The sequence below is a fragment of the Azoarcus sp. TTM-91 genome, from assembly GCF_012911025.1.
Classification (GTDB): Bacteria; Pseudomonadota; Gammaproteobacteria; order Burkholderiales; family Rhodocyclaceae; genus Azoarcus.
Genome location: NZ_WUEI01000029.1, coordinates 1 through 22,948, shown reverse-complemented (window position 1 = coordinate 22,948; position 22,948 = coordinate 1). Strand labels below are relative to the sequence as shown.

Genomic DNA, 22,948 nt, shown 5'->3' with positions numbered 1-22,948 from the left:
CGCTAAAGCTTCGCATTTAAAATCCCTACTAACCGAATTCCGTCCGCTACTTCATAGGTCCATCATGAGCAACCTGCTCCAGGAACGTGTTCTCAGCGTCCATCACTGGAACGACTCCCTTTTCAGCTTCCGCACCACCCGCGATCCCGGCCTGCGCTTCGAAAACGGTCAGTTCGTGATGATCGGCCTGGAAGTCGACGGCCGCCCGCTCACCCGCGCCTACAGTATCGCCAGCCCCAACTACGAAGAGCACCTGGAGTTTTTCAGCATCAAGGTGCCCAACGGTCCGCTGACCTCCCGCCTCCAGCACTTGCGCGAAGGCGATGCCATCGTCGTGAGCAAGAAGCCTACCGGCACGCTGGTGCTGCACGATCTGAACCCGGGCAAGAACCTGTACCTGCTTTCCACCGGCACCGGCTTGGCGCCCTTCATGAGCGTGATCCAGGATCCGGAAACCTACGAACGCTTCGAGAAAGTGGTGCTGATCCACGGCGTGCGCTATGTCTCCGAACTGGCCTACGCCGACTTCATCACCAAGACCCTGCCGGAGAACGAATTCTTCGGCGAGGCGGTGAAGGAAAAGCTGATCTACTACCCCACGGTAACGCGGGAGCCCTTCCGCAACACCGGTCGCCTGACCCAGTTGCTGGATTCCGGCAAGCTGACCGATGAGATCGGTCTGCCGCGACTGAACCCGGAAACCGACCGCGCCATGATCTGCGGCAGCCCGGCGATGCTGAAGGACTGCTGCGACCTGCTGGATGGCCGCGGCTTCAAGGTCTCCAAGCGCATTGGCGAGCCGGGCGACTATGTGATCGAACGCGCCTTCGTCGAGAAGTAATCCCAAGGGCCTGTTCTTGGCTCAGGCAGAAGGCCACGCTGGCATAGCCGCGTGGCCTTCTGCGTCGACTTCGCCGCCTTCCTCGGCCTGAAACACCTGACTTCGGAAGGACAGCCACGCGCTCCCGAAACACTAGGCTTTCTCACTGTCAGCGCCATAGACGACGACACGATCGCGTCCGGCGGACTTGGCCTGGTACATCGCTTCATCAGCGTGCCGCAGCAAGGTATCCGCATCACCACCATGCTCCGGGTAGAACACCACACCTATGCTGGACGAAATGTTGAGCCTGCGGCCCTCCACCTCGAAAGGCCGTGCAAGTTCAACCCGTATTTTTTCAGCCACCCTCTCCGCATCCTGCAGCGATTTCGTTTCCGGCAGCAGCACCACGAACTCGTCGCCGCCTTGCCTTGCCGGCGTATCGCTGGCGCGCAGGCAAATTTTCATCCGCTTCACCGCCTCGACCAGCAGCGCATCGCCCACCAGGTGACCGTGGCTGTCATTTACCTCCTTGAAGTGATCGAGGTCGACGAAGAGAAGTGCGAAGCTGTGCCGGTAGCGGGCGGCACGAACGATGGCCTCGCCCAGCAATTCCTCGAAGCGGGCCCGGTTCGCGATGTCGGTCAGGCCATCATGCGTGGCGAGATGGTTGATCCGGCGCTCCGACGCCTTGCGTTCGGTGATATCCACCACCATCAGCGTCGCGCCGTTCAGCCGGCCATCGGCGTCCACCAAGGGGGCGTCCGAGACCAGCACGGTGAGCTGGCTGCCATCTTCCCTCTCGAGTTCCATCTCCAGGCTGCGGCCGTTGCCCTGACGCAGCCGCTCTGCCCTCTCGCTGACGGGTTCATTGCACAAGTCCGGGCAATAACGGCAGAACGAGCCTCCGCGCAGCTTGTCCGCCGGCTGCCGCAACATTTCGGCGAGGCGCGGATTCACATAGGTGAGTCGCCCGTCCTGATCCACCGTGGCGATCCCCTCATGGGAAAGATTGACGATGGCCCGGTACTGCGCCTCCCGCTGTCGCAGCGAGCCGGAAACGATCGCCAGCGCCCGCGCCCGGGCCCGGGTAACCGCCAGCGACCAGGTCACCACCAGCAGCAAGCCCCCGATCAGCACGATGACGCCTAGTTCGACCAGCGGACGCTCTCCCGCGGAGAAATCCGGCCGGGCGGAAAACTCGAGCAGCCACTCCCGCCCGCCGAGCACCAGGCGGCGCTCATAGCGCAGAGCGCCGGCCTCGTCGCTGGCGTCCGGTTCACTGTCGAACAGCAAGGCGGGCTGGGAGCCGGGGGAAAGGTCCCGCACACGCACGCGCATGTCGCTGGTGAAGCGGCCCAGGGCCCCTTCCATCAGGTCATCCATCCGGAACGGGCTGTAGACCCAGCCCTGCAGTTCCTGCCAACGGCTTATGGTGTCGTTTGCCTTGACGCCGCCACGAAACACCGCGAGATAGAGCAGCACGCCACGCTGCTGGGCGACGCCGTCCTCCTGGACCAGGACGACCGGCCCGCTCAATGCGCCTTCACTCACTTCAACCGCCCGCGTCATCGCCTCGCGCCGCGTGGGGTCTGAAAACATGTCGAAGCCGAGTGCCCGCCTGTTGCGCCGATCCTGGGGCTCCAATGCAACAATGGCGGAATAGTGCTCCCGCTCCCCAGCCGGCCACACCCTGTAGCCGGTGAGGCCATCCGCTTGCATGCGGGCTTCCAGCTCAAGCCGCGCCGCCGGGGTCAGCCAGCGGCTGAAGCCTACACCCTGGATGCCGCGGTAATCCTCGCTCAACGTCAGTCCGGCGACATACTCCGCCCATTCGCGGCCTTCCACCGAATCGGACGCCATATAGAGAGCGCGCGCGCCGCGCAGAACCTGGCGGTATCCGCGAAAACGCTCCTCGACTTTGAGCGCGATCCCGTTGGCCTCTGCCTGCAGGCGCTGCTGCAGCGCAGCTTCCTTGCGCTGCTCAAGCGCCCCCCAGGCCAGCCAGGCAGCGAGGAGCACGAAAGCCAGCATCGCCGATGTCACGCCCAGCGCGCCGGCCGGCTTGTGTCCTGCAGCGCCACCCGAAGCATCCATCGTGACAGGCATAGGAAGAAGACCTCCGTGCAGGGACACCTCCATGCCTCACGCCACCCGCAGGCGCAAGACCGCGTGGCAGCGATCATCCGCTCCGGCGGGCGAGAGCGTCAATTCCCATCCGGCGGCCGAATGACAGGGACTTCCCCATTCCTTGACCATGCTCAATGCCGCCCCGCACCGCCGCTATACCATGCCGGCCGTGAAACGCAGCTTCTCCTCCCTGCTCCCGCCGCTCACCGTGGCGGGCTTGATCGCTTTGTCGGCGGGATTGCTGCTGTCGCTCACTTGGCGCGGCGCCCCCGAGGAAAACAGTCGCAAGGCCACCACCGCCCTTACCGAGGGCATGCGCCGCACCGAACCGCTCTCTCCGCTGCCTCGCAGCGTCGAAGTGGATACCAGCAAGGCCGCCCTCGGCGAAAGGCTGTTCCACGACCCGATACTCTCCCGCGATCACACCATTTCCTGCGCCAGCTGCCATCCGCTGAACCAAGGCGGCACCGACCGCCGGGCGCGCTCCATCGGCGTCGCTGGCGCGGTGGGCACGATCAACACGCCGACGGTGCTGAACAGTGCATTCAACGTCGTCCAGTTCTGGGATGGCCGGGCGGCGACGCTGGAAGAGCAGGTCAGCGGTCCGCTGACCAATCCGCTGGAAATGGCCTCCAACTGGATGGACGTCATTGCCCGCCTCACCGCCGACCGCGATTACCACGAACGCTTCAACCTGCTCTACCCCGCGGGCATCACGCCGGCCACGGTGGCAGACGCACTGGCCCAGTTCGAACGCACCCTGATCACCCCCGACGCCCCGTTCGACCGCTACCTGCGCGGCGAGCATGACGCCATCGGCGAGGACGCGCGCGAGGGCTACCAGCGCTTCAAGGACTACGGTTGTGCAAGTTGCCACCAAGGCATCAACATTGGCGGCAACATGTTCCAGCGCTTCGGCGTCATGGGCGACTACTTCGCCGCGCGCCAGCGGGCGGTGGAAGACGCCGACCTGGGCCGCTTCACCGTCACCGGCCGGGAGGAAGACCGGCACGTCTTCAAGGTCCCCAGCCTGCGCAACATCGCCCTGACCGCGCCCTACTTCCACGACGGCTCCGCCGCCACGCTGGACGAAGCGGTGGTGGTGATGGCCTGGTACCAGCTCGGCCGCGAACTCAGCGTCGAGGACCGCAGGGTGCTCATCGCCTTCCTCAACAGCCTCACCGGCCAGTTGCGCGGCGAGGCCATACGATGAGCCTTCGCGGTCAGCTGCAAGCGGCCGGCGACACCCCGCCGCCGCGTGACAAGGCCGACTACCTGCGCCTGCTGCGCAGCCTGCTGCTCGCCCTGCTCGCGGCGGCGGTGCTGGGCTGGCTCTTCGCCGGGGCAGACTCGGTTTCGGTGGAAGAGCACCAGCACTACACCCGCGCGCTGGACAAGCTGCGCCAGGGCGACGTGCAGCTCAACGCCGCCACCCTGGCCAACCGCCTGGCCCTGCATCGGGATTTCGACACCCTCTCCCGCACCCTCACCACCCAGCAGGCCACGCTGCAGGCCATAGGCGCACCGCCGGCCTACCTTACCGCGATCGACGGCGCCCGCCTGCTGGACACGCTGGCCGAATACCGCCGGTTGGCAGCGCTCAAGGCGGAAGCGATAGACCGCTATCAGCGCGAAGTCGCCATCCTGCGCAACTCGCAGGCCTACTTCCCCGCCGCCATCCAGAACTTCATCAGCGAAGGCGCCGCCCCGCCGGCTCTTTCGCGGGAGATCGGCATCTTCGCCCGCGGCGTCACCACCTACGCCCTCAATGGCGACGCCGACCTCGCTCAGCAACTGGTACTCAGCCTGGGGCACCTGCAACAGATGGCCGCCGACCCGGAGTACCCCCAGGCCCCCCGCCTGCGCAACCTGCTCGCCCATGCCAACGTTATCCTCGAGCGCAAGCCCATCGTCGACTCCGCGGTACGCGACATCCTGGAGTTGCCCACGGCGGAAGCCGGCGAACGCATGGTCGGGCTCTACAACGAGGGCTACAGCCATGGCGCCCTTCGTGCGCATGTACACCGGGTGCTACTCTTCGTCGCCGCGCTGGTACTGGCCGCCTACCTCGCCATCGTGATTGCCCGCCTGGGCCGCGCCAGCCGCGCCCTGGTGCGGGCGAATCAGAACCTGCAGGACCGCATCGCCACGCTGCGCCAAACCCAGGAGGAACTTCACCTCTACGCCACCGTATTCACCAACGCCACCGAAGGCATGACCATCACCGATGCCGAATCCCGCATCGTCGCGGTGAATCCGGCCTTCTCCCGCATCACCGGTTTCGCCCCCGCCCAGGTCATCGGCCAGACGCCCAAGCTGCTGAGCTCGGGCCGCCAGGATGCCGGCTTCTACCGCGACATGTGGGCCACGCTGGCGCGGCGCGGCCAATGGCAGGGCGAAATCTGGAACCGGCGGCAGAGCGGCGACGTGTATCCGGAATGGCTGTCCATCACCGCGGTGCGGGATGCGGAGGGCACGCCGACGCACTACATCGGCATTTTTTCCGACATCACCGAGCGCAAACAGACCGAGGCGCGCATCCGCCACCTGGCCAATCATGACGCCCTCACCGGCCTGCCCAACCGCCTGCTGCTGCAGGACAGGTTGAACCAGGCCATCCTGCAGTCGCGCCGCGACAAGCGCCGCGCCGCAGTGCTCTTCCTCGACCTCGACCGCTTCAAGACCATCAACGACACCCTCGGTCACGAGGTAGGCGACGCGCTGCTGATCCAGGTCACCCAGCGCTGCCTGGGCGCAGTGCGGGACACCGACACCGTGGCGCGCCAGGGCGGCGACGAGTTCGTCATCGTGCTACCCGAGCTGGAGCACGCGCAGGACGCGGCGATGATCGCGCGCAAGCTGCTCTCCGCCCTGGCCTCGCCCTTCCAGCTCGGCCCGCACGCGTTGACGGTGACCGGCAGCGTCGGCATCGCTCTCTACCCGGAAGATGGCCAGAACGAGTCGGTGCTGCTGCGCAATGCCGATACCGCCATGTACCGTGCCAAGGACGACGGCCGCAATGGCTTCCAGTTCTACTCCGCCGACATGAACACCGCCTCGCTGGGCGAACTGCTGCTGGAGAACCAGCTGCGCGGCGCACTGGAGCGCGGCGAACTGCGGCTGCACTACCAACCCAAGGTCTGCGCCCGCGGCCATGCGGTGGTCGCCGCCGAAGCGCTGCTGCGCTGGCAGCATCCAGAACTGGGCCTGCTCTCGCCCGGCCGCTTCGTTCCGGTGGCGGAAGAATCCGGCCTCATCGTACCCATCGGCGAATGGGTGATCCGCGAGACCTGCCGCCAACTGCGCGCCTGGCAGGAGGAGGGCCGGATGCTGGTGCCGGTGGCGGTAAACCTCTCCGCCCAGCAATTCGTGCATCAGGACATCGTCGCCCTCGTCCGTGAAGCGCTCAACGCCAACGATCTGCCCGCCCACCTGCTGGAACTCGAGCTCACCGAAACAATGCTGATGCGCGACGCCGACCGCACGGTGCACATCCTCGCCCAGCTGCGCGCCATGGGCGTCAGCCTGGCGATAGACGACTTCGGCTCAGGCTATTCCTCGCTCGCCTACCTCAAGCGCTTCCAGGTGCAGACGCTGAAGATAGACCGCAGCTTCGTCCACGACATCCGCGAGGGCGGCGAGGATGGCGAGATCGCCGCGGCGGTCATCGCCCTTGCCCACAACCTTGGCCAGCAGGTTGTTGCCGAAGGGGTGGAAACCGAGTACCAGCGGGACTTCCTGACCCGCCAGGGCTGCGACTTGCTGCAGGGTTTCCTGTTCGGCCGGCCGCAGGCGGCGGAGGATTTCGCCGCCTCGCTGGCGAGCCTGCAGACGCCGCCCGCTGCCCAGGGAGCGGGCGAGTCCATCGCCGCCTAGAAGCGCCTCCGCCGGCCGCCGGACCGCGTAAACAGGCCCTTTCCGCGAAAGCCGTACAATGGCGCGTCCTTTCCGGAGCGCCGCGATGCCCCCCGAGAACACCTCGACCAAGCTGTTTTCCGAGTTGCTTTGCCCCTACCGCCTGCGCGTCGTTTTCGCCGGCTGCGGCCTGGTCGTCGCCGCGCTGACCATGCTGGCGGTGGGCCAGGGCCTGCGCACGGTGATAGACCAGGGTTTCTCCACCGGCGATCCCGGCTGGCTGGATCGCAGCCTGGCGGTGATGTTCGGCCTCATCGCCCTGCTCGCCATCGCCACCTGGGTACGCTTCTACAACGTTTCCTGGCTGGGCGAGCGCGTCACCGCCGACTTGCGCCAGCGCGTGTTCAACCACCTGCTCAGCCTGCCACCCTCCTGGTTCGAGGCCGGCCGCACCGGCGAGGTGATCTCCCGCATCACCTCCGACACTACCCAGATCGAAAACGTGATCGGCTCGGCGCTGTCGATCGCGCTGCGCAACTCCCTGCTGCTGGTCGGCGGGCTGGTGATGTTGTTCACCACCAGCCTCAAGCTCACGCTGATGACGCTGGCCGGCGTGCCGCTGGTGGTGGCGCCCATCATCGTCTTCGGCCGCAAGGTGCGGCAGCTTTCGCGCGAGAGCCAGGACCGCATCGCCGATCTCGGCAACCGCATCGACGAAACGGTGCACGAGATCCGCGTGGTGCAGGCCTACGGCCATGAGGACGCCGACCGCCGCGAGTTCGCCGGGCTGGTGGAGCGCGGCTTCGCCACCGCCCGCCGCCGCATCCGCCAGCGCGCCGCGCTGGTGGTGGTGGTCATGGTGCTGGTGTTCGGTGCCGTCGCCGTCATCCTGTGGATAGGCGGCCATGACGTGCTGGAGGGCCGCATCACCGCCGGCCAGCTCTCCGCCTTCGTCTTCTATGCGGCGCTGGTCGCCGGCAGCGTCGGCGCGCTGTCGGAAGTGTGGGGCGACCTGCAGCGCGCCGCCGGCGCCACCGAACGACTGCGCGACATCCTGGACGCGCAGCCGGACATCGCCGCCCCGCCTCAGCCGCGTCGCCTGCCCGAGCCGGCCAGCGGGCTGATCGAGTTCGACGCGGTGAACTTCCGCTACCCATCCCGGCCGGACGCCGCCGCCCTGAGCGACTTCAGCCTCACCGTGCAACGGGGCGAAAGCGTCGCCCTGGTCGGCCCCTCCGGCGCCGGCAAGAGCACCGTATTCCAGCTGCTGCTGCGCTTCTATGACCCGGATAGCGGCAGCGTGCGGCTGGACGGCGTCAGCCTGCCCGAGGCCGACCCGGCGGCGGTGCGCGGCCGCATCGCGCTGGTGCCGCAGGAGCCGGTGATCTTCGCCGCCAGCGTGCTGGACAACGTCCGCTACGCCGCGCCGCAGGCCAGCGAGGCCGAGGTCGAAGCCGCCTGCGCGGCTGCCCATGCCGACGAATTCATCCTCCGCCTGCCCGACGGCTACCACAGCCAGCTCGGCGAACGCGGCGTACGCCTGTCCGGCGGCCAGCGCCAGCGCCTCGCCATCGCCCGCGCCATTCTCGCCAACCGCCCGGTGCTGCTGCTGGATGAAGCCACCTCGGCGCTGGACGCCGAGAGCGAGCGGATGGTCCAGGACGCCCTCGCCAGCCTGATGCGCGGGCGCAGCACCCTGGTGATCGCCCACCGCCTGGCCACCGTGCAGCGCGCCGACCGCATCGTGGTCATGGAGCACGGCCGCATCGTCGAGACCGGCACCCACGCCGAACTGGTCGCCCGCGACGGCCTCTACGCCCACCTCGCCCGGCTGCAATTCACCGCCTAAGGCCGCCGCCCACGCCTCCGGCCCGCGGCGGCGGCCGTGACCAAGGGCGCCGGCCTCGGGTAGACTCGCGCCTTCATGTCATTCCTCGACGACGAGATCCCATGGCCCAGTATGTAATGTCGATGCTTCGCGTATCCAAGATCGTTCCGCCCAAGCGGCAGATCATCAAGGATATTTCCCTGTCCTTCTTCCCCGGCGCCAAGATCGGCCTGCTCGGCCTCAACGGCTCGGGCAAGACCACCGTGCTGCGCATCATGGCCGGTGCGGACAAGGAGTTCGACGGCGAGGTTCAGCACCTGGCCGGCCAGCGCATCGGCTACCTGCCGCAGGAGCCGGAGCTCGATCCGGCCAAGACGGTGAAGGAAGAGGTGGAGTCCGGCCTGGGCGAGATCGTCGAAGCCCGCCAGAAGCTGGAAGAGATCTACGCCGCCTACGCCGAGCCGGACGCAGACTTCGACAAGCTGGCCGAAGAGCAGGCCAGGTACGAGAACATCCTTTCGGCCGCCGGCAGCGACGTCGAAACCCAGATGGAGATCGCCGCCGACGCCCTGCGCCTGCCCCCCTGGGACGCACAGATCGGCAATCTCTCCGGTGGCGAGAAGCGCCGCGTCGCCCTGTGCAAGCTGCTGCTCTCGCGGCCGGACATGCTGCTGCTGGACGAACCCACCAACCACCTGGACGCCGAGTCGGTGGACTGGCTGGAGCAGTTCCTCACCCGCTTCCCCGGCACCGTGGTGGCCGTCACCCACGACCGCTACTTCCTCGACAACGCCGCCGAATGGATCCTGGAACTGGACCGCGGCCACGGCATTCCCTGGAAGGGCAACTACTCCTCCTGGCTGGAGCAGAAGGGCGAGCGCCTGGCGCAGGAAGCCAAGCAGGAAGCCGCACACCAGAAGGCGATGAAAACCGAGCTGGAATGGGCGCGCTCCAACCCCAAGGCCCGCCAGGCCAAGTCCAAGGCCCGTTTGGCGCGCTACGAGGAAATGACCACCGTCGAATATCAGAAGCGCAACGAAACGCAGGAAATCTTCATTCCGCCGGGCGAGCGCCTGGGCGACAAGGTCATCGAGTTCCACGACGTCAGCAAAGCTTTCGGCGACAAGCTGCTGATGGACAAGGTGAGCTTCTCGGTGCCGCCGGGGGCCATCGTCGGCGTCATCGGCCCCAACGGCGCCGGTAAATCCACCCTGTTCAAGATGATCCAGGGCCTGGACAAGCCGGACAGCGGCGAGGTGGTGATCGGTTCCACGGTGAAGATCGCCGCGGTGGACCAGTCGCGTGAAGGCCTGGCCAACGACAAGACGGTGTTCGAAGCGATTTCCGAGGGCGCCGACATCCTCACCGTCGGCCGCTTCGAGATGCCCAGCCGCGCCTACATCGGCCGTTTCAACTTCAAGGGCGGCGACCAGCAGAAGATCGTCGGCAACCTCTCCGGCGGCGAACGCGGCCGCCTGCACCTGGCGAAGACGCTGATCGCCGGCGGCAACGTGCTGCTGCTGGACGAACCCTCCAACGACCTCGACGTGGAAACCCTGCGCGCGCTGGAAGACGCCCTGCTGGAGTTCGCCGGCTGCGCCATGATCATCTCCCACGACCGCTGGTTCCTGGACCGCATCTGCACCCACATCCTGGCAGCGGAAGGCGATTCGCAATGGACCTTCTTCGCCGGCAACTACCAGGAATACGAGGAAGACAAGAGGAAGCGCCTGGGCGAGGAAGGCGCCAAGCCCAAGCGCATCCGCTACAAGCCGATCAGCCGCTGACCGCGAAAGGGGCCGCCGCTGCACCGCGGCATTCCGGCTGCCGACGGCGCCCCAACTCGGTTACAGTCCGACCCCATGAGAGCATCGTCATCGGCGGATAGCAGCGCCGGGCACGCCGAGCTTGCGACCAACCAAGGCCGCGAGCAGCTGAGGCTGTCCGGCGACTGGACCTTGCCGCACTACGCCGCGCTGAGCGGCGAAGTCGCGGCGCTGCAGGCTCGGCTGCCATCCGGTGTGGCGGTGGACGCAGCGCAACTCGGCGCGCTCGACACCGCCGGTGCCGCCCTGCTGCTGCGCCTGCTCGGCCAGGAAGGTCTGGGCGGCCTGCTGGGCGAAAGCTCCGCCCTGCCGGCCGAGCGCCGCGCCCTGCTGCAGGCGGTATCGCAGGCGGTGGGCGCCCCGCCGGAGCCGCCGGTCGATCCCCGCCATTCCGCCCTTGGCGACGTATTGGAGCATGTCGGCATCACCGTCGGCGTGTTCCGCCGCCATCTCACCGATCTGCTCGGCTTCATCGGCCTCACGCTGGAAGCCCTGTTCCTGACGCTGCTGCGGCCCTGGCGCTGGCGCACCACCTCGCTGGTCGCCAACCTGGAAAAGACCGCGCTGGACGCGGTGCCCATCGTCGCCCTGCTCACCTTCCTGGTCGGCGCGGTGGTCGCCTTCCTCGGCGCCACTGTGCTGGCGGATTTCGGCGCCAGCATCTTCACCGTCGATCTGGTCGCCTTCTCCTTCCTGCGCGAATTCGGCGTGCTGCTCACCGCCATCCTCGTCGCCGGCCGCACCGCCAGCGCCTTCACCGCGCAGATCGGCTCGATGAAGGCCAACGAGGAGATAGACGCCATCCGCGTACTCGGCCTCAACCCAATAGAGCTGCTGGTGCTGCCGCGGGTGTTCGCGCTGCTGCTGGCGCTGCCCATGCTCACCTTCATCGCCATGCTCTCCGGCATCGTCGGCGGCATGCTGGTGTGTGCGCTGACGCTGGACATCTCGCCCGTAATGTTCCTCTCCATCTTCGAAAACGACGTCGGCCTGCGCCACTTCCTCGTCGGCCTCGCCAAGGCACCGGTCTTCGCCTTCCTCATCGCCGTCATCGGTTGCATGGAGGGCTTCAAGGTCAGCGGCAGCGCTCAATCCGTGGGCGAGCACACCACCTCGGCGGTGGTGCAGTCCATCTTCGTCGTCATCCTGCTGGATGCGGTAGCGGCGCTGTTCTGCATGGAGATGGGCTGGTGAGCCAGGAAACCATCATCGAAGTGCGCGGCCTCACCAACCGCTTCGGCAGCCAGGTGGTGCACGAGAAGCTGGATCTGGACGTGCATCGCGGCGAAATCCTCACCGTGGTCGGTGGCTCCGGCACCGGCAAGTCGGTGCTGCTGCGCACCATCGTCGGCCTGAACAAGCCGGCCGAGGGCAGCGTGAAGGTATTCGGCGAGGATCTGCTGGTGCTGCCCGCCAGCCGCCGCGCCGAACTGGAGCGCCGCTTCGGCGTGCTGTTCCAGAAGGGCGCGCTGTTTTCCTCGCTGACGGTGTGCGAGAACGTTGCCCTGCCGCTGGTGGAGCACGCCGGCCTGTCCGCCGCCGATGCGGCCGACCTCGCCCGGGTGAAGATCGCCCTTGCCGGCCTGCCGCCGGAGGCCGGCGCCAAATACCCTTCCGACCTCTCCGGCGGCATGGTGAAGCGGGCCGCGCTGGCCCGCGCGCTGGCGCTGGACCCGGACATCCTGTTCCTGGACGAGCCCACCGCCGGCCTGGACCCGATAGGCGCCGCCGCCTTCGACCAGCTGATCCTGACCCTGCGCGATGCGCTCGGCCTCACCGTCTTCCTCGTCACCCACGACCTGGACACCATCTACACCATCACCGACCGGGTCGCCGTGCTGTCGCGCAAGCGGGTGCTGGTGAACGACACGCTGGAGGCGGTCGCCGCCACCGACGATGCCTGGATCAGAGACTATTTCCACGGCCCGCGCGGACGCGCGGCCGAAGAGGCCGCAGCGCGGCAATAGGGAGCAAGCGCCATGGAAACCCGTGCCCATCACATCCTGATCGGCCTGTTCACGGTGATCGTGATCGGCGCCGCGCTGCTGTTCGGCCTGTGGCTGGGCAAAGCCGGCAGCGACAAGCAGTTCAGCTTCTACGACATCGTCTTCAACGAGGCGGTGAGCGGCCTCTCCCAGGGCAGCGCGGTGCAGTTCAACGGCATCCGCATCGGCGAGGTCACCAGCCTCAAGATCGACCCGCGCGACCCGCGCCGGGTGCTTGCCCGCATACGGGTGGACAGCCAGGCGCCCATCCGCGCCGACACCGAGGCGCGGCTGGCGCTGGCGGGCATCACCGGCATCTCCATCATCCGTCTCAACGGCATCAACCCGGACAGCCCGCCGTTGCAGGCCGAGGACGGCAAGGTAGCGGTGATCGTGGCCTCGCCCTCGCCCTTCAGCAAGCTGATGAGCGGCGGCGAGGACATCATGCTCAACGTCAATGAACTGATCAGCCAGGCGCGCGAACTGTTCTCCACCGCCAACGTCGCCCACATCGAGCGCACGCTGGCCAACCTGGAGCAAAGCACCAGCTCGCTGGCCGACCAGCGCGAGGAAATCGCCCACGCCCTCAAGGCCATCACCAATGCCAGCGAACAAGCCAACGCCGCGCTGCTGGAAGCCACCCAGGCGATGAAGACCACCAACGGCCTGCTCGACAAGGAGGGCCGCCAGACCCTGGACAGCGCCCGCGAGGCCATGGCTGCCTTCGAGCGCACCATGGTCACGGTGGATTCCCTGGTGGCGGACAACCGCGGCCAGCTCGACAGCGGTGTTCGCGGCCTGAGCGAGATCGGCCCCGCCATCGGCGAGTTGCGTAGCACCCTGCAATCGCTGCGCGGCATCACCCGCCGCCTGGAAGAGAATCCCACCGGCTACCTGCTGGGCGCCGACAAGAGCAAGGAGTTCCAGCCGTGATACCCCGCCCCCGTTTCGACGCTGCGCCCACCATGCCCTCCTCGCCCCTGCGCGGCGCCCTGCTCTCGGCTGCCGCCGTTGCCGCGCTGCTGCTGGGAGGCTGCTCGGTGCTGCCCAGCCAGGAACCGATAGACGTCTATCGCCTGCCGGCGGCAAGTCGGCCTGCCGCCGACACGGCGCCGCTGTCCTGGTCCTTGCGGGTGGCCACGCCGCGTGCCGGCGGCGCCACCGGTAGCCGCCGCATCGTCGTGCTGCCGGAAGGCGACCGCCTCAGCGTGTACCAGGGCGCGAGCTGGAGCGATCCCGGCCCGGTGCTGCTGCGCGACCGCCTAATCGAAGCCTTCCGCAGCGATGGCCGCATTCCCGCCGTCACCAGCGACGACAACGCGCTGCAGGCCGATTTCCTGCTGGACAGCGACCTCGGCGCCTTCCGCAGCGAGTACCGCGACGGCAAGCCGGAAGTGCTGATCCGCCTGGATGCCCGCCTGGTGGCGCCGGACAGCCAGCGCGTACTCGTCGCCCGTCGCTTCGAAGTCCGCCAGCCGGTGGACGGCAAGGAAGTGCCGGCGGTAGTGCGCGCCTTCGGTGCCGCGGCGGACACGCTGAGCACAGAGCTACTGGCCTGGACACTGCAGGAAGCCGCCTCGCGCCGCCGCTGACACGCCCCCGGCCGCGGCATCGCCCTGTGGCCGGCAGACAGGCAAAATACCGCCTGCGCGCACTGGCTGTCGTCTGCGGACAGCGCCGCCCGCGCCGGCCCATCATTCCCCGCATCCTCGTATCAAGGAAAGTCCCATGCCCCGTATCGGCACGCCCCTGTCGCCCTCCGCCACCCGCGTCCTGCTCTGCGGCTCCGGCGAGCTGGGCAAGGAAGTGGTCATCGAGCTTCAACGCCTCGGCTGCGAAACCATCGCGGTGGACCGCTACCCCAACGCCCCGGCGATGCAGGTCGCCCACCGCAGCCACGTCATCAGCATGCTGGACGGCGATGCGCTGCGCGCGGTCATCGAACAGGAAAAGCCGCACTACATCGTGCCGGAGATCGAAGCCATCGCCACCGCCACCTTGGTCGAGCTGGAAGCCGAGGGCTATACCGTGGTGCCCACCGCCCGCGCCGCCCAGCTCACCATGAACCGCGAAGGCATACGCCGGCTGGCAGCCGAGGAGCTGGGCCTGCCGACCTCGCCCTACCGCTTCGCCGACAGCTACGAGGATTACGCTGCCGCGGTTGCCGCGCTGGGCTTCCCCTGCGTGGTCAAGCCCATCATGAGCTCCTCCGGCAAGGGCCAGAGCCTGCTGCGCGGCGAGGCCGACGTGAAGAAGGCCTGGGACTACGCCCAGGAAGGCGGCCGCGCCGGCAAGGGCCGCGTCATCGTCGAGGGCTTCATCGACTTCGAATACGAGATCACCCTGCTCACCGTGCGCCACGCCGCCGGCAGCGATATCGCCACCACCTTCTGCGCGCCTGTGGGCCACCGCCAGGAGAAGGGCGACTACCAGGAATCCTGGCAGCCGCAGGCGATGAGCCCCAAGGCGCTGGCCGAGTCCGAACGCATCGCCCGGCTGGTGACCGGCGCGCTGGGCGGCCGCGGCCTGTTCGGCGTGGAGCTGTTCGTCAAGGGCGACCAAGTGTGGTTCAGCGAAGTCTCGCCGCGCCCGCACGACACCGGGCTGGTGACGCTGATCTCGCAGGATCTGTCGGAGTTCGCGCTGCACGCCCGCGCCATCCTCGGCCTGCCCATCCCGGCCATCCGCCAGTTCGGGCCGTCCGCCTCGGCGGTGGTGCTGGTGGAAGGCGACTCCACCCAGCCGGCCTTCGCCAACCTGGGCGCTGCGCTGGCCGAGCCGGATACCGCGCTGCGCCTGTTCGGCAAGCCGGAGATCAAGGGCCAGCGCCGCATGGGCGTCGCCCTGGCGCGCGACGAGTCCATCGAAGCCGCCCGCGCCAAGGCGCTGCGCGCGGCGGGCGCGGTCAAGGTCGAACTCTGAGGCTGCGCCAGAGGCCGGGAGCACCCGCTCCCGGCTTTTTTGCCGCCTGCAGCGGTCAGCGCAAGCGCAACATCGTTTCCAGGTAAAGCGCTTCCACCTGCTCCCGTGCCCACGGCGTGCGGCGCAGGAATTTCAGGCTGGAGGCGATGCTGGGTTCGTGGCTGAAACAGCGCACTTTCACCCGCCGCGCCAGCCCCTCCCAACCGTGGATCTCCACCAGCTTCTCCAGCAGCGCCGCCAGCGTCACGCCGTGCAGCGGATCACCCGCGCCGCCGCTGCTCACTGCGGCGCCCGCACCAGCGCCTGCCGGCGCGTCTCGAACTCCTGGCGCAACTGCCGGCGCAGCAGCGCGGCGCCGTGGCGGCGCTGTTCATCCGCGGTTTCCGGCACCAGCGGCGGCACCTTGGTGGGCTTGCCGTCGTCGCCCAGTGCCACCATGGTGAAGAAGCAGCTGTTGGCATGCCGCACCGTCTTGGCGCGGATGTTCTCCGCCATCACCTTGATGCCGATTTCCATCGAGGTATTGCCGGTGAAATTGACCGAGGCCAGGAAGGTGACCAGTTCGCCGACGTGGATGGGTTCGCGGAACATCACCTGATCCACCGACAGCGTAACCACGTAATGCCCGGCGTAGCGGCTCGCACAGGCGTAGGCGACTTCGTCCAGCAGCTTGAGGATGGTGCCGCCGTGGACGTTGCCCGAGAAATTGGACATGTCTGGCGTCATCAGCACCGTCATGCTGAGCTGGTGATTGGGTAGTTGCATGGGGACTCCGGCTCGCCCGCGCCCTGTGGGCCGCCCGCATGCAGGCTTGTGAGGGGGCTGCGGGCGCGCACAGGGTAAGGCAGCGCCGGCCGGCGCTCAAATCGCGAAACTACCAAGTCGCAAAGTTTCCGCCTTCCGCCTGCCCCGGCGCGCCGCAACCGTGCCGGCTTGTCAGGCCTCCAGCCGGAAACCCACCTTCAGCGTTACCTGGAAATGCCCCACCGTTCCGTCCACCACATGGCCCCGGGTAGAAAGCACCTCGAACCACTCGACATGGCGCAGCGTCTTCGAGGCGGTCTCAATCGCGTTGCGGATGGCGTCGTCCAGGCTCTGCGAGGAAGAACCGACGAGTTCGACGAGTTTGTACACATGATCGGCCATGGCTTGCTCTCCTTCGGTGGGTGTGAGGTCCGGCTGTCGTGTTTCAGTCCAGTATAGGCAGGCAAAACCGGGGCCTGGCGGAGTGCCGCCTTTCGCCGGCCGGCCCCTCCCGTGCCGTGCCGGTTTTTCCATTCGTCCATCCCATCCTCCCTTCTCCGGCCTGGCGCCCCGAGAGCCGCGCCGCGATTTCGCAACGGCGCTATCATCTCGATCGTTGGCGCAATGACGCAACGCAACATAGCTTGCCGGTTCCCCGCGGACTCAACGCCCACCCATGTCACCGTTCGCCCGCCCCCTCCGCCCCTGGTTCTTGCTGCTGCTCGGCGCCGCCCTGCTCGGCGGCTGCGTGGGCAAACCACGCCAGGGCCTGCCGCTGGGGCAGGACAGCTTCTCCCGCTACCGCGCGGAAAGCCGCGAGTGGCTGGGTGTGCAACGCCAGGACGCCCTGCAGGACAGCGACGCGCTGGAGCTCAACCTGCCCAGTGAATGGCGGCCCGCCATGCCGGGCCGGCGCGGCATCCTGCTGATCCACGGCCTGGGCGACTCGCCCTATTCCTTCAGCGACATCGGCCCGGCCCTCGCCGCCCGCGGCTACCTGGTACGCACCGTGCTGCTGCCCGGCCACGGCAGCAAGCCGGCGGACCTGATGACGGTGGAAGTGGAAGACTGGCAGCAAGTGGTGGCGGAGCAGACCGAGCTGCTGAAGCGGGAAGTGGATACGATCTACCTCGGCGGCTTCTCCACCGGCGCCAACCTGGCGCTGGTACGCGCCAGCGAAGACCCGGATGTCGCCGGCCTGCTGCTCTTTTCCCCGGCCTTCAAATCCGACAGCGGCTACGACTGGCTCGCCCCCTACGCCGCCTGGTTCAAGCCCTGGCTGCGCGAACCCGAGGCGGAACGCCGGCAGCAAACGCGGGTGCGCTACCTCAACGTGCCCACCAACGGTTTCGGCCAGTTCTACCGCTCCAGCGCACTCGCGCGCCAAGTACTGGAACGCCGGCCCTGGAGCAAGCCGGCGCTGCTGGTGGTCGCCCAGCACGACTCGGTGCTGGACGTGGCCTACCTGCGCGACAGCTTCCCGCGCTTCTTCACCCACCCCGCCAGCCGGCTGATCTGGTACGGCGACGCCCCGGCAGAAGCGCGCCAGCTCGCCCGCAGCGACCGCCTTCCCGCCCAGCGCATCAGCCAGTTTTCCCACATGGCGGTGTTGTTCTCGCCGGCCAACCCGCTGTATGGACCGGACGGCAGCGAGAAGCTGTGCGAGAACGGCCCGGCGGCGGAAGACTTGCAGCGCTGCCTCGCCGGCGAACCGGTGTGGTACTCCGACTGGGGCTACCGCGAGCCGGGCAAAGTGCATGCGCGCCTCACCTTCAACCCTTACTTCGACTGGCAGATGAAGGTGGCCGGCGAGGTCCTGGAGGCCGCCGCCCTGCAATCCGCATCCGCCGAGGGAGCCCAGCAGGATGAGTGGCCCAACTGATGCCGGCATGAACGACGGCCCGAACGACCCGCATACGCTGCTCGGCCTTGCCCCGGGCGCGGACGTGGGCGAAATCAAGCTTGCCTTCCGCCGCCTGGCGATGCGCTGGCACCCGGACCGCAACCCCGACCCGGCCGCCGCCGATCACTTCCGCCGTCTGCGAGCGGCTTTCGAGAGCCTGCTGGACGGGCTGCCGCCGGCCGAGCCGGCAGCCGGGCCGCCGCCAGACACAGACACTGCCGCTCGCGGTGCCGACCTCCAGGAAACGCTGGAAATCAGCCTTGAAGAAGCCTGCCTCGGCGGCCTGCGCACCCTGGTCCGCGAAGAGAGCACATCCTGTGAAGACTGCCAGGGCAGCGGCGAACAGACCCTGAGCCACAGCCGGCTCTGCCCGCATTGCCACGGCTCGGGGCGAGTCCGTGGCACGGAGGGCCTTACCGCCTGCACTCATTGCCATGGCCGCGGCTACCGGCTGATCGCACCCTGCGACAGTTGCGGCGGCAGCGGCAGGCAGATACGCCCGCGCAACCTGGAAGTCCGCCTGCCGCCCGGCCTGCAGGCCGGCGACGAGTTGCGCCTGCGCGGCGAGGGTGGCCCGGCGGTGGAAGCCGGCGGCGAGGCCGGCGACCTGCGCCTGCGCATCGAGGTTGCCCCGCATCCGCTCTACCGCCTGGCCGGCCGCGATCTCTTGCTGGAACGCCCGCTGAGCGTGTTCCGCCTGCTCGCCGGCGGCGAAATCGCCTTGCCGCACCCGGCCGGCCTCCGCCATCATCCCTTGCCGCCGGGTGACGGCCGCGCCACCGAGCTGAGGCTGAGCGGCGCCGGCCTGCCTCGCCACGGCAAACGTGCCGCCGGCGACATGCTGGTCACCCTGCGCCCCGTCCTGCCCACCGGCATCAGCGCCGAACTGCTGCCGCTGCTGGACAGGCTGGATCGCTCACTGGCCGCCGAACTGACCGAAATCGCAGAGTGGGAAAGCCGCTGGCTTCCCGCCTGAACCGGAACGAAAGACACCGCACCATGACCTACGAACAGTTTCTGGATGAAGTCACCACCCTGATCTACGAGCGCTACGGCCTCAACGAGAAGGCCGCCATCGCCGCGGTCATGAAGGCCCAGGCGGACGATTTCTTCACCCTCCACGACGACGACGCCAGCCTGCGCACCCAGGAGCGTGCGGAACAAGACGCCCGCGCGGTGTTCAAGAAGTACGGAGCGCGCCGCTGACCCCATTCCGGCGGCACTCCGGCATGGCAGGGCCTGTCCAAGCAGCGTACCTGCCCGCAGCCCTGCCCAAACCCGACCGGGAGACCGCAATGACACCGCAATCCATCGAATCCCTGATGGCGGACATCGAGGCCGAAGATCCGCTGGACATCGGCGATCTCGCCCTGGACGAGGCCGAAGCCCGCCGGCTGATGGCCAACCACTTCTGCGAAATCGACCAGCGGCTGGTGGAGCATGGGCTGGACGCTGAAGCCCGCCTGGAGGTGATGGCGGCCATCGCCGCGCACACCATGGCGGAGAACCTGGTGCTGCACATCGACCGCCTGCGCCGCGACAACGACAGGGACGCCTTCCAGGCCTGGATGCGGCGGCATCGCATCGGCGGCTGAGATCGCGAATCGCAGGCGGCTGCGCTTCCGCGGCGGCCTTCACGGGCCGCCCCGGCTGCAATTCACTCTTCGTCGTAGTAGAGGCTGCCTGACGCCGGCACACCCGCCTCCCCCATTTCCGCCGCTTCGCCCGGCAGCATCTGCCCCAGCCGGCCGCCGCCATCGTTCGCCCCTCCGGCAATCCACAAGCCCACCGCCGCGACCGCGCCGATGAGAGTCCACAAGGTATTGGGGCCCGGCGGGTCACCGTAATCGTTGGCGCCCATGTCGCCCGGCCAGAACAGCAGCAACAGCGAACCGATGATGAAGAAGGCCACGCTGACGATCATGCCCAGCGGCGCGCCGCTGAGCCCGGACGCCACCGGCAGCAGGATGGCGAGCAGCACCCACTTGCCGCTGCGATTGAGATCGTGCAGCCGCAACACGCTGACCCGCAGCGCCATCCACACGGTGAGCAACGAACCGATGATCAGCGCCGCCACCATCGACGTGCCCTGCCCCAGCACCGCCCCCAACAGCGCGCCGACGAACAGCGGCACATAGGCCGGGAAGGAATAGGCCAGGTAGCGCAGGCGGCCGACCCGCCCTTCCAGCGACAGCGAGAAGGCCGCTGGCGTCGAGTAGCCGTCCGCGCTGCCTTCCTGCTCTACCCGCGACAACGGCCCCAGCGGCGCAGCCGCCGCGCCGCGGGCCGGCGTCGCCGCCGTTTCCGCCCGCGCGGCCTGCGTCTGCGCGGCCATCATGCGCGGCATGTCCACGCCGCACTCGCGGCAGAGGTTGCGTTTGGGCTGGGCAGCGCCGCAGGACGGGCAGTTCATCATCTCCACTCCCGGCGCCTCACCCACCAAGGCCAGCACCGTCGCTGGAGCGCCACCGGCGGCGACGGCATCGCTTCGCAAAGGCGGCCGAGCCGCCTCGTCACCCCCCGCTGGCGCGCTCGCCCCCGAGGCAGCCGGCGCGAGTTCCGGGCGCCCGACTTCGGCCGCCGACGGCACGCTGGCCGGAGCAGCGCTGGCCTCCACCCTCGCCTCCGCTCCCGCCTGGCGCAGCGCATGCAGGTAGCGCGGCGCCTTGCCCGCCTCCAGGTTGCGCCGCACCACGGTCTCCCTGCCCGCCAGCAGCGGCGGAATCTTCTCCTCCGGCAGCCCCATCAAGCGGGAAAGCGCCTGCACCACGTCAGCAGCCGCATGGCCCGGCAGGATGCTGCCGGTAAGGATGAGATTGACGCCCGGATCCATCGACGATGCCCTTCGCATTGATCGCCGGGGATTCTAGCGGCAGCCAGTTACATCGTGTTGCGAGTCCGATGCAAAGCCGTCCGCGGCCCGCGATGGGCCGCTCGACGGCGCTCGCGTTACCATCCGCCCCCTGAGCCCGAAAACCAAGGAACAAGGGATGAAGACCTTCGACTATCTCGTCATCGGCGGCGGCAGCGGCGGCGTGGCCACCGCGCGCCGGGCGGCCGAGTACGGCGCCCGGGTAGCCCTGATCGAGGCTGGCCGCCTGGGCGGCACCTGCGTGAACGTGGGCTGCGTGCCGAAGAAGGTGATGTGGTACGCCGCCACCCTCGCCCATGCGCTGGAGGATGCCGCCGGCTATGGCTTCACCCTCGCCGGCCACGACTTCGACTGGCCGACCCTGAAGCAGCGCCGCGACGCCTATGTGCAGCGCCTGAACGGCATCTACGACGGCATGCTGGAGAAGGCCGGCGTCGAGGTGATACGCGGCTTCGGTCGCTTCGTGGACAAGAACACGGTGGAGGTGGATGGCGAGCGCTACAGCGCACCGCACATCGTCATCGCCACCGGCGGCCGGCCGGTGGTGCCGGAAACGCCGGGCGCCGAGCTGGGCATCACCTCCGACGGCTTCTTCGACCTCGAACAGCTGCCCCGGCGGGTGGCGGTGGTCGGCAGCGGCTACATCGCGGTGGAACTGGCCGGCGTGCTACGCGCGCTGGGCAGCGAGGTCGACCTGCTGGTGCGCGGCGAGGTGCTGCTGCGGCCCTTCGACGCCCTGCTGCGCGAAGAGCTCGCCACCCACATGCAGGATGCCGGCATCCAGCTCTGCTTCCGCCACCAGGTGCGTGGCCTGACGCGACAGCAGGATGGCAGCATCCGCATCGACTGCGAGGATGGCGACGGCAAAGCGGTGCAGCGCGTGGCCGACACGGTGATCTGGGCAATAGGCCGCGAAGCCGCCACCGACGGCATCAACCTCGCCGCCGCCGGACTCACCGCCGGCAAGCATGGCGTGCTGGAAACCGATGAGTACCAGAACACCACGGTGCCCGGCATCTATGCCATCGGCGACATCGTCGGCAAGGTGGAGCTGACGCCGGTGGCCATAGGCGCCGGCCGCAAGCTGGCCGCCCGCCTGTTTCGCGACCAGCCGGACAGCAAGCAGAACTACGACCTGATCCCCACCGTCGTCTTCACCCACCCGCCCATCGGCACCGTCGGTCTCAGCGAGGACGCCGCGCGGGAGCGTCACGGCGAGGCGGTCAAGGTCTACAGCGCCCGCTTCACCGGCATGTACAACGCGCTGACCGAGCACAAGCCGCGCACCGCGATGAAGCTGGTCTGCGTGGGCGAGGAGGAGAAGGTGGTCGGCTGCCACATCATCGGCACCGGCGCGGACGAGATGCTGCAGGGCTTTGCCGTCGCCATCGGCATGGGCGCGACCAAGGCGGATTTCGACGCCACCGTCGCCATCCATCCGACCGCGGCGGAGGAACTGGTCACGCTGCGTTGAGGCACTCGCCGGCGGGCGGCGGGCATCGACTCACTCCCGCAGCTTGCCCCGCCCGGCCTTGAGCTCGCTGCGCTGGCGCTTGCCCTCCAGGCGCCGGCGCTGCGAACCCAGCGTCGGCTTGGTCGCCCGCCGGTGCTTGGGCACATGCGCCGCCAGCGCCACCAGTTCCGCCAAGCGCCGTAGCGCCTCCTGGCGATTGGCCTCGCGGCTGCGGCTGTCGCCGGCCTTGATCACCACCACGCCGGCGCTGCTGATGCGCTGGTCGCCCATCGCCAGCAGCCGCGCCTTCACCGCCTCCGGCAAAGACGAGGCCCCGATGTCAAAACGCAGGTGGATGGCGCTGGAGACCTTGTTCACGTTCTGGCCGCCCGGCCCTTGCGCCCGGATCGCGTCCATCACGATCTCCGCCAGCGGAATCGTCAGCCCTGGTTTCACCACCAGCCTGTCATCGCTCTCCATCCGCATCCCTTTCTTGCTCGCCTCGCCAAGGCCGGCATGATGCCCCGCCCGGCCCGCCAGGGCGACCGCCGCGCGAGGCTGGTAAAGTTGCGCCGATGCCGCGCCGCTGTTTTTGCCCGCGCCCCCAGCC

At 68.2% G+C, this 22,948-nt stretch carries 21 protein-coding genes; 15 read left to right on the top strand and 6 right to left on the bottom strand.

Translation table 11 applies throughout. The features are described from left to right. Positions 1 to 64 precede the first annotated feature (64 nt). Positions 65 to 841 (top strand): ferredoxin--NADP reductase, encoded by a 777-nt coding sequence (locus GRF61_RS10565; RefSeq protein WP_169150618.1) that lies wholly within the window; start codon positions 65 to 67, stop codon positions 839 to 841. A 132-nt stretch (positions 842 to 973) separates the two neighbouring features. On the opposite strand, the gene GRF61_RS10560 is transcribed toward GRF61_RS10565, so the two are convergent. Then, positions 974 to 2,929 (bottom strand): CHASE domain-containing protein, encoded by a 1,956-nt coding sequence (locus GRF61_RS10560; RefSeq protein ID WP_169150617.1) that lies wholly within the window; start codon positions 2,927 to 2,929, stop codon positions 974 to 976. A 181-nt stretch (positions 2,930 to 3,110) separates the two neighbouring features. On the opposite strand from GRF61_RS10560, the gene GRF61_RS10555 reads away from it, so the two are divergent. The 9 genes from GRF61_RS10555 (at position 3,111) to purT (ending at position 15,366) form a co-directional block, all read left to right on the top strand. Continuing rightward, positions 3,111 to 4,163 carry a cytochrome-c peroxidase gene (locus GRF61_RS10555; protein WP_169150616.1) on the top strand — a complete coding sequence of 351 codons (1,053 nt, stop codon included), beginning with the start codon at positions 3,111 to 3,113 and terminating at the stop codon, positions 4,161 to 4,163. After that, positions 4,160 to 6,826, top strand: a complete 2,667-nt coding sequence (locus GRF61_RS10550; protein ID WP_169150615.1) for an EAL domain-containing protein — start codon at positions 4,160 to 4,162, stop codon at positions 6,824 to 6,826. The genes GRF61_RS10555 and GRF61_RS10550 overlap by 4 nt, the downstream gene beginning before the upstream one ends. Before the next feature lie 85 nt (positions 6,827 to 6,911). Continuing rightward, entirely contained in the window at positions 6,912 to 8,654 is a 1,743-nt protein-coding gene (locus GRF61_RS10545; protein ID WP_169150614.1) for an ABC transporter transmembrane domain-containing protein, read from the top strand. Positions 8,655 to 8,755: 101 nt separating this feature from the next. Next, a complete protein-coding gene (gene ettA, locus GRF61_RS10540; RefSeq protein WP_169150613.1) occupies positions 8,756 to 10,420 on the top strand; it encodes an energy-dependent translational throttle protein EttA in 1,665 nt (554 codons plus the stop codon). A 75-nt stretch (positions 10,421 to 10,495) separates the two neighbouring features. Then, positions 10,496 to 11,653, top strand: a complete 1,158-nt coding sequence (locus tag GRF61_RS10535; RefSeq protein ID WP_169150612.1) for an ABC transporter permease — start codon at positions 10,496 to 10,498, stop codon at positions 11,651 to 11,653. Further along, positions 11,650 to 12,426 (top strand): ATP-binding cassette domain-containing protein, encoded by a 777-nt coding sequence (locus tag GRF61_RS10530; protein ID WP_348982380.1) that lies wholly within the window; start codon positions 11,650 to 11,652, stop codon positions 12,424 to 12,426. Before GRF61_RS10535 ends, GRF61_RS10530 begins: the two co-directional genes overlap by 4 nt. A 12-nt stretch (positions 12,427 to 12,438) precedes the next feature. Continuing rightward, positions 12,439 to 13,377, top strand: a complete 939-nt coding sequence (locus GRF61_RS10525) for an MlaD family protein (RefSeq protein WP_169150611.1) — start codon at positions 12,439 to 12,441, stop codon at positions 13,375 to 13,377. After that, positions 13,374 to 14,036, top strand: a complete 663-nt coding sequence (locus GRF61_RS10520) for an ABC-type transport auxiliary lipoprotein family protein (protein ID WP_348982379.1) — start codon at positions 13,374 to 13,376, stop codon at positions 14,034 to 14,036. The genes GRF61_RS10525 and GRF61_RS10520 overlap by 4 nt, the downstream gene beginning before the upstream one ends. A 136-nt stretch (positions 14,037 to 14,172) precedes the next feature. Beyond that, positions 14,173 to 15,366, top strand: coding sequence for a formate-dependent phosphoribosylglycinamide formyltransferase (gene purT, locus GRF61_RS10515; protein ID WP_169150610.1), 1,194 nt, complete (start codon positions 14,173 to 14,175; stop codon positions 15,364 to 15,366). A 55-nt stretch (positions 15,367 to 15,421) separates the two neighbouring features. Here the strand turns inward: purT and GRF61_RS10510 are convergent, their stop codons facing one another. The 3 genes from GRF61_RS10510 to GRF61_RS10500 all read right to left on the bottom strand — a co-directional run bounded on the left by GRF61_RS10510 (position 15,422) and on the right by GRF61_RS10500 (position 16,512). After that, positions 15,422 to 15,649, bottom strand: coding sequence for a VF530 family protein (locus tag GRF61_RS10510; RefSeq protein ID WP_169150609.1), 228 nt, complete (start codon positions 15,647 to 15,649; stop codon positions 15,422 to 15,424). After that, positions 15,646 to 16,131, bottom strand: a complete 486-nt coding sequence (locus tag GRF61_RS10505) for an acyl-CoA thioesterase (protein WP_169150608.1) — start codon at positions 16,129 to 16,131, stop codon at positions 15,646 to 15,648. The genes GRF61_RS10510 and GRF61_RS10505 overlap by 4 nt, the downstream gene beginning before the upstream one ends. Positions 16,132 to 16,302: 171 nt before the next feature. Beyond that, on the bottom strand, positions 16,303 to 16,512 hold the full coding sequence (locus GRF61_RS10500; protein ID WP_169150607.1) for a dodecin: 210 nt from the start codon (positions 16,510 to 16,512) through the stop codon (positions 16,303 to 16,305). A 274-nt stretch (positions 16,513 to 16,786) separates the two neighbouring features. On the opposite strand from GRF61_RS10500, the gene GRF61_RS10495 reads away from it, so the two are divergent. From GRF61_RS10495 to GRF61_RS10480, 4 genes are all read left to right on the top strand, one after another. Further along, positions 16,787 to 17,992 carry an alpha/beta fold hydrolase gene (locus GRF61_RS10495; RefSeq protein ID WP_169150606.1) on the top strand — a complete coding sequence of 402 codons (1,206 nt, stop codon included), beginning with the start codon at positions 16,787 to 16,789 and terminating at the stop codon, positions 17,990 to 17,992. Then, on the top strand, positions 17,976 to 18,989 hold the full coding sequence (locus GRF61_RS10490) for a DnaJ C-terminal domain-containing protein (RefSeq protein WP_248281193.1): 1,014 nt from the start codon (positions 17,976 to 17,978) through the stop codon (positions 18,987 to 18,989). The genes GRF61_RS10495 and GRF61_RS10490 overlap by 17 nt, the downstream gene beginning before the upstream one ends. 23 nt (positions 18,990 to 19,012) lie before the next feature. Then, entirely contained in the window at positions 19,013 to 19,219 is a 207-nt protein-coding gene (locus GRF61_RS10485; RefSeq protein WP_169150605.1) for a hypothetical protein, read from the top strand. An 89-nt stretch (positions 19,220 to 19,308) separates the two neighbouring features. Next, a complete protein-coding gene (locus GRF61_RS10480) occupies positions 19,309 to 19,608 on the top strand; it encodes a hypothetical protein (RefSeq protein WP_169150604.1) in 300 nt (99 codons plus the stop codon). 62 nt (positions 19,609 to 19,670) lie between these two features. On the opposite strand, the gene GRF61_RS10475 is transcribed toward GRF61_RS10480, so the two are convergent. Beyond that, positions 19,671 to 20,846, bottom strand: coding sequence for a DUF805 domain-containing protein (locus tag GRF61_RS10475; protein WP_169150603.1), 1,176 nt, complete (start codon positions 20,844 to 20,846; stop codon positions 19,671 to 19,673). Positions 20,847 to 21,003: 157 nt separating this feature from the next. Here GRF61_RS10475 and gorA point away from each other — a divergent pair, with 157 nt between their 5' ends. Continuing rightward, a complete protein-coding gene (gene gorA, locus GRF61_RS10470) occupies positions 21,004 to 22,359 on the top strand; it encodes a glutathione-disulfide reductase (protein WP_169150602.1) in 1,356 nt (451 codons plus the stop codon). 30 nt (positions 22,360 to 22,389) lie between these two features. Here the strand turns inward: gorA and arfB are convergent, their stop codons facing one another. Further along, positions 22,390 to 22,818, bottom strand: coding sequence for an alternative ribosome rescue aminoacyl-tRNA hydrolase ArfB (arfB, locus tag GRF61_RS10465; RefSeq protein ID WP_169150601.1), 429 nt, complete (start codon positions 22,816 to 22,818; stop codon positions 22,390 to 22,392). Positions 22,819 to 22,948: the final 130 nt, after the last annotated feature.

Coding starts and splice junctions, on each gene's coding strand:
- GRF61_RS10475 (WP_169150603.1), bottom strand. CDS start 20,846: ATGGATCCGGGCGTCAATCTCATCCTTACCGGCAGCATCCTGCCGGGC.
- GRF61_RS10500 (WP_169150607.1), bottom strand. CDS start 16,512: ATGGCCGATCATGTGTACAAACTCGTCGAACTCGTCGGTTCTTCCTCG.
- purT (WP_169150610.1), top strand. CDS start 14,173: ATGCCCCGTATCGGCACGCCCCTGTCGCCCTCCGCCACCCGCGTCCTG.
- GRF61_RS10555 (WP_169150616.1), top strand. CDS start 3,111: ATGCCGGCCGTGAAACGCAGCTTCTCCTCCCTGCTCCCGCCGCTCACC.
- arfB (WP_169150601.1), bottom strand. CDS start 22,818: ATGGAGAGCGATGACAGGCTGGTGGTGAAACCAGGGCTGACGATTCCG.
- GRF61_RS10560 (WP_169150617.1), bottom strand. CDS start 2,929: ATGCCTGTCACGATGGATGCTTCGGGTGGCGCTGCAGGACACAAGCCG.
- GRF61_RS10485 (WP_169150605.1), top strand. CDS start 19,013: ATGACCTACGAACAGTTTCTGGATGAAGTCACCACCCTGATCTACGAG.
- GRF61_RS10525 (WP_169150611.1), top strand. CDS start 12,439: ATGGAAACCCGTGCCCATCACATCCTGATCGGCCTGTTCACGGTGATC.
- GRF61_RS10535 (WP_169150612.1), top strand. CDS start 10,496: ATGAGAGCATCGTCATCGGCGGATAGCAGCGCCGGGCACGCCGAGCTT.
- GRF61_RS10480 (WP_169150604.1), top strand. CDS start 19,309: ATGACACCGCAATCCATCGAATCCCTGATGGCGGACATCGAGGCCGAA.
- ettA (WP_169150613.1), top strand. CDS start 8,756: ATGGCCCAGTATGTAATGTCGATGCTTCGCGTATCCAAGATCGTTCCG.
- GRF61_RS10545 (WP_169150614.1), top strand. CDS start 6,912: ATGCCCCCCGAGAACACCTCGACCAAGCTGTTTTCCGAGTTGCTTTGC.
- GRF61_RS10550 (WP_169150615.1), top strand. CDS start 4,160: ATGAGCCTTCGCGGTCAGCTGCAAGCGGCCGGCGACACCCCGCCGCCG.
- gorA (WP_169150602.1), top strand. CDS start 21,004: ATGAAGACCTTCGACTATCTCGTCATCGGCGGCGGCAGCGGCGGCGTG.
- GRF61_RS10565 (WP_169150618.1), top strand. CDS start 65: ATGAGCAACCTGCTCCAGGAACGTGTTCTCAGCGTCCATCACTGGAAC.
- GRF61_RS10490 (WP_248281193.1), top strand. CDS start 17,976: ATGAGTGGCCCAACTGATGCCGGCATGAACGACGGCCCGAACGACCCG.
- GRF61_RS10505 (WP_169150608.1), bottom strand. CDS start 16,131: ATGCAACTACCCAATCACCAGCTCAGCATGACGGTGCTGATGACGCCA.
- GRF61_RS10495 (WP_169150606.1), top strand. CDS start 16,787: ATGTCACCGTTCGCCCGCCCCCTCCGCCCCTGGTTCTTGCTGCTGCTC.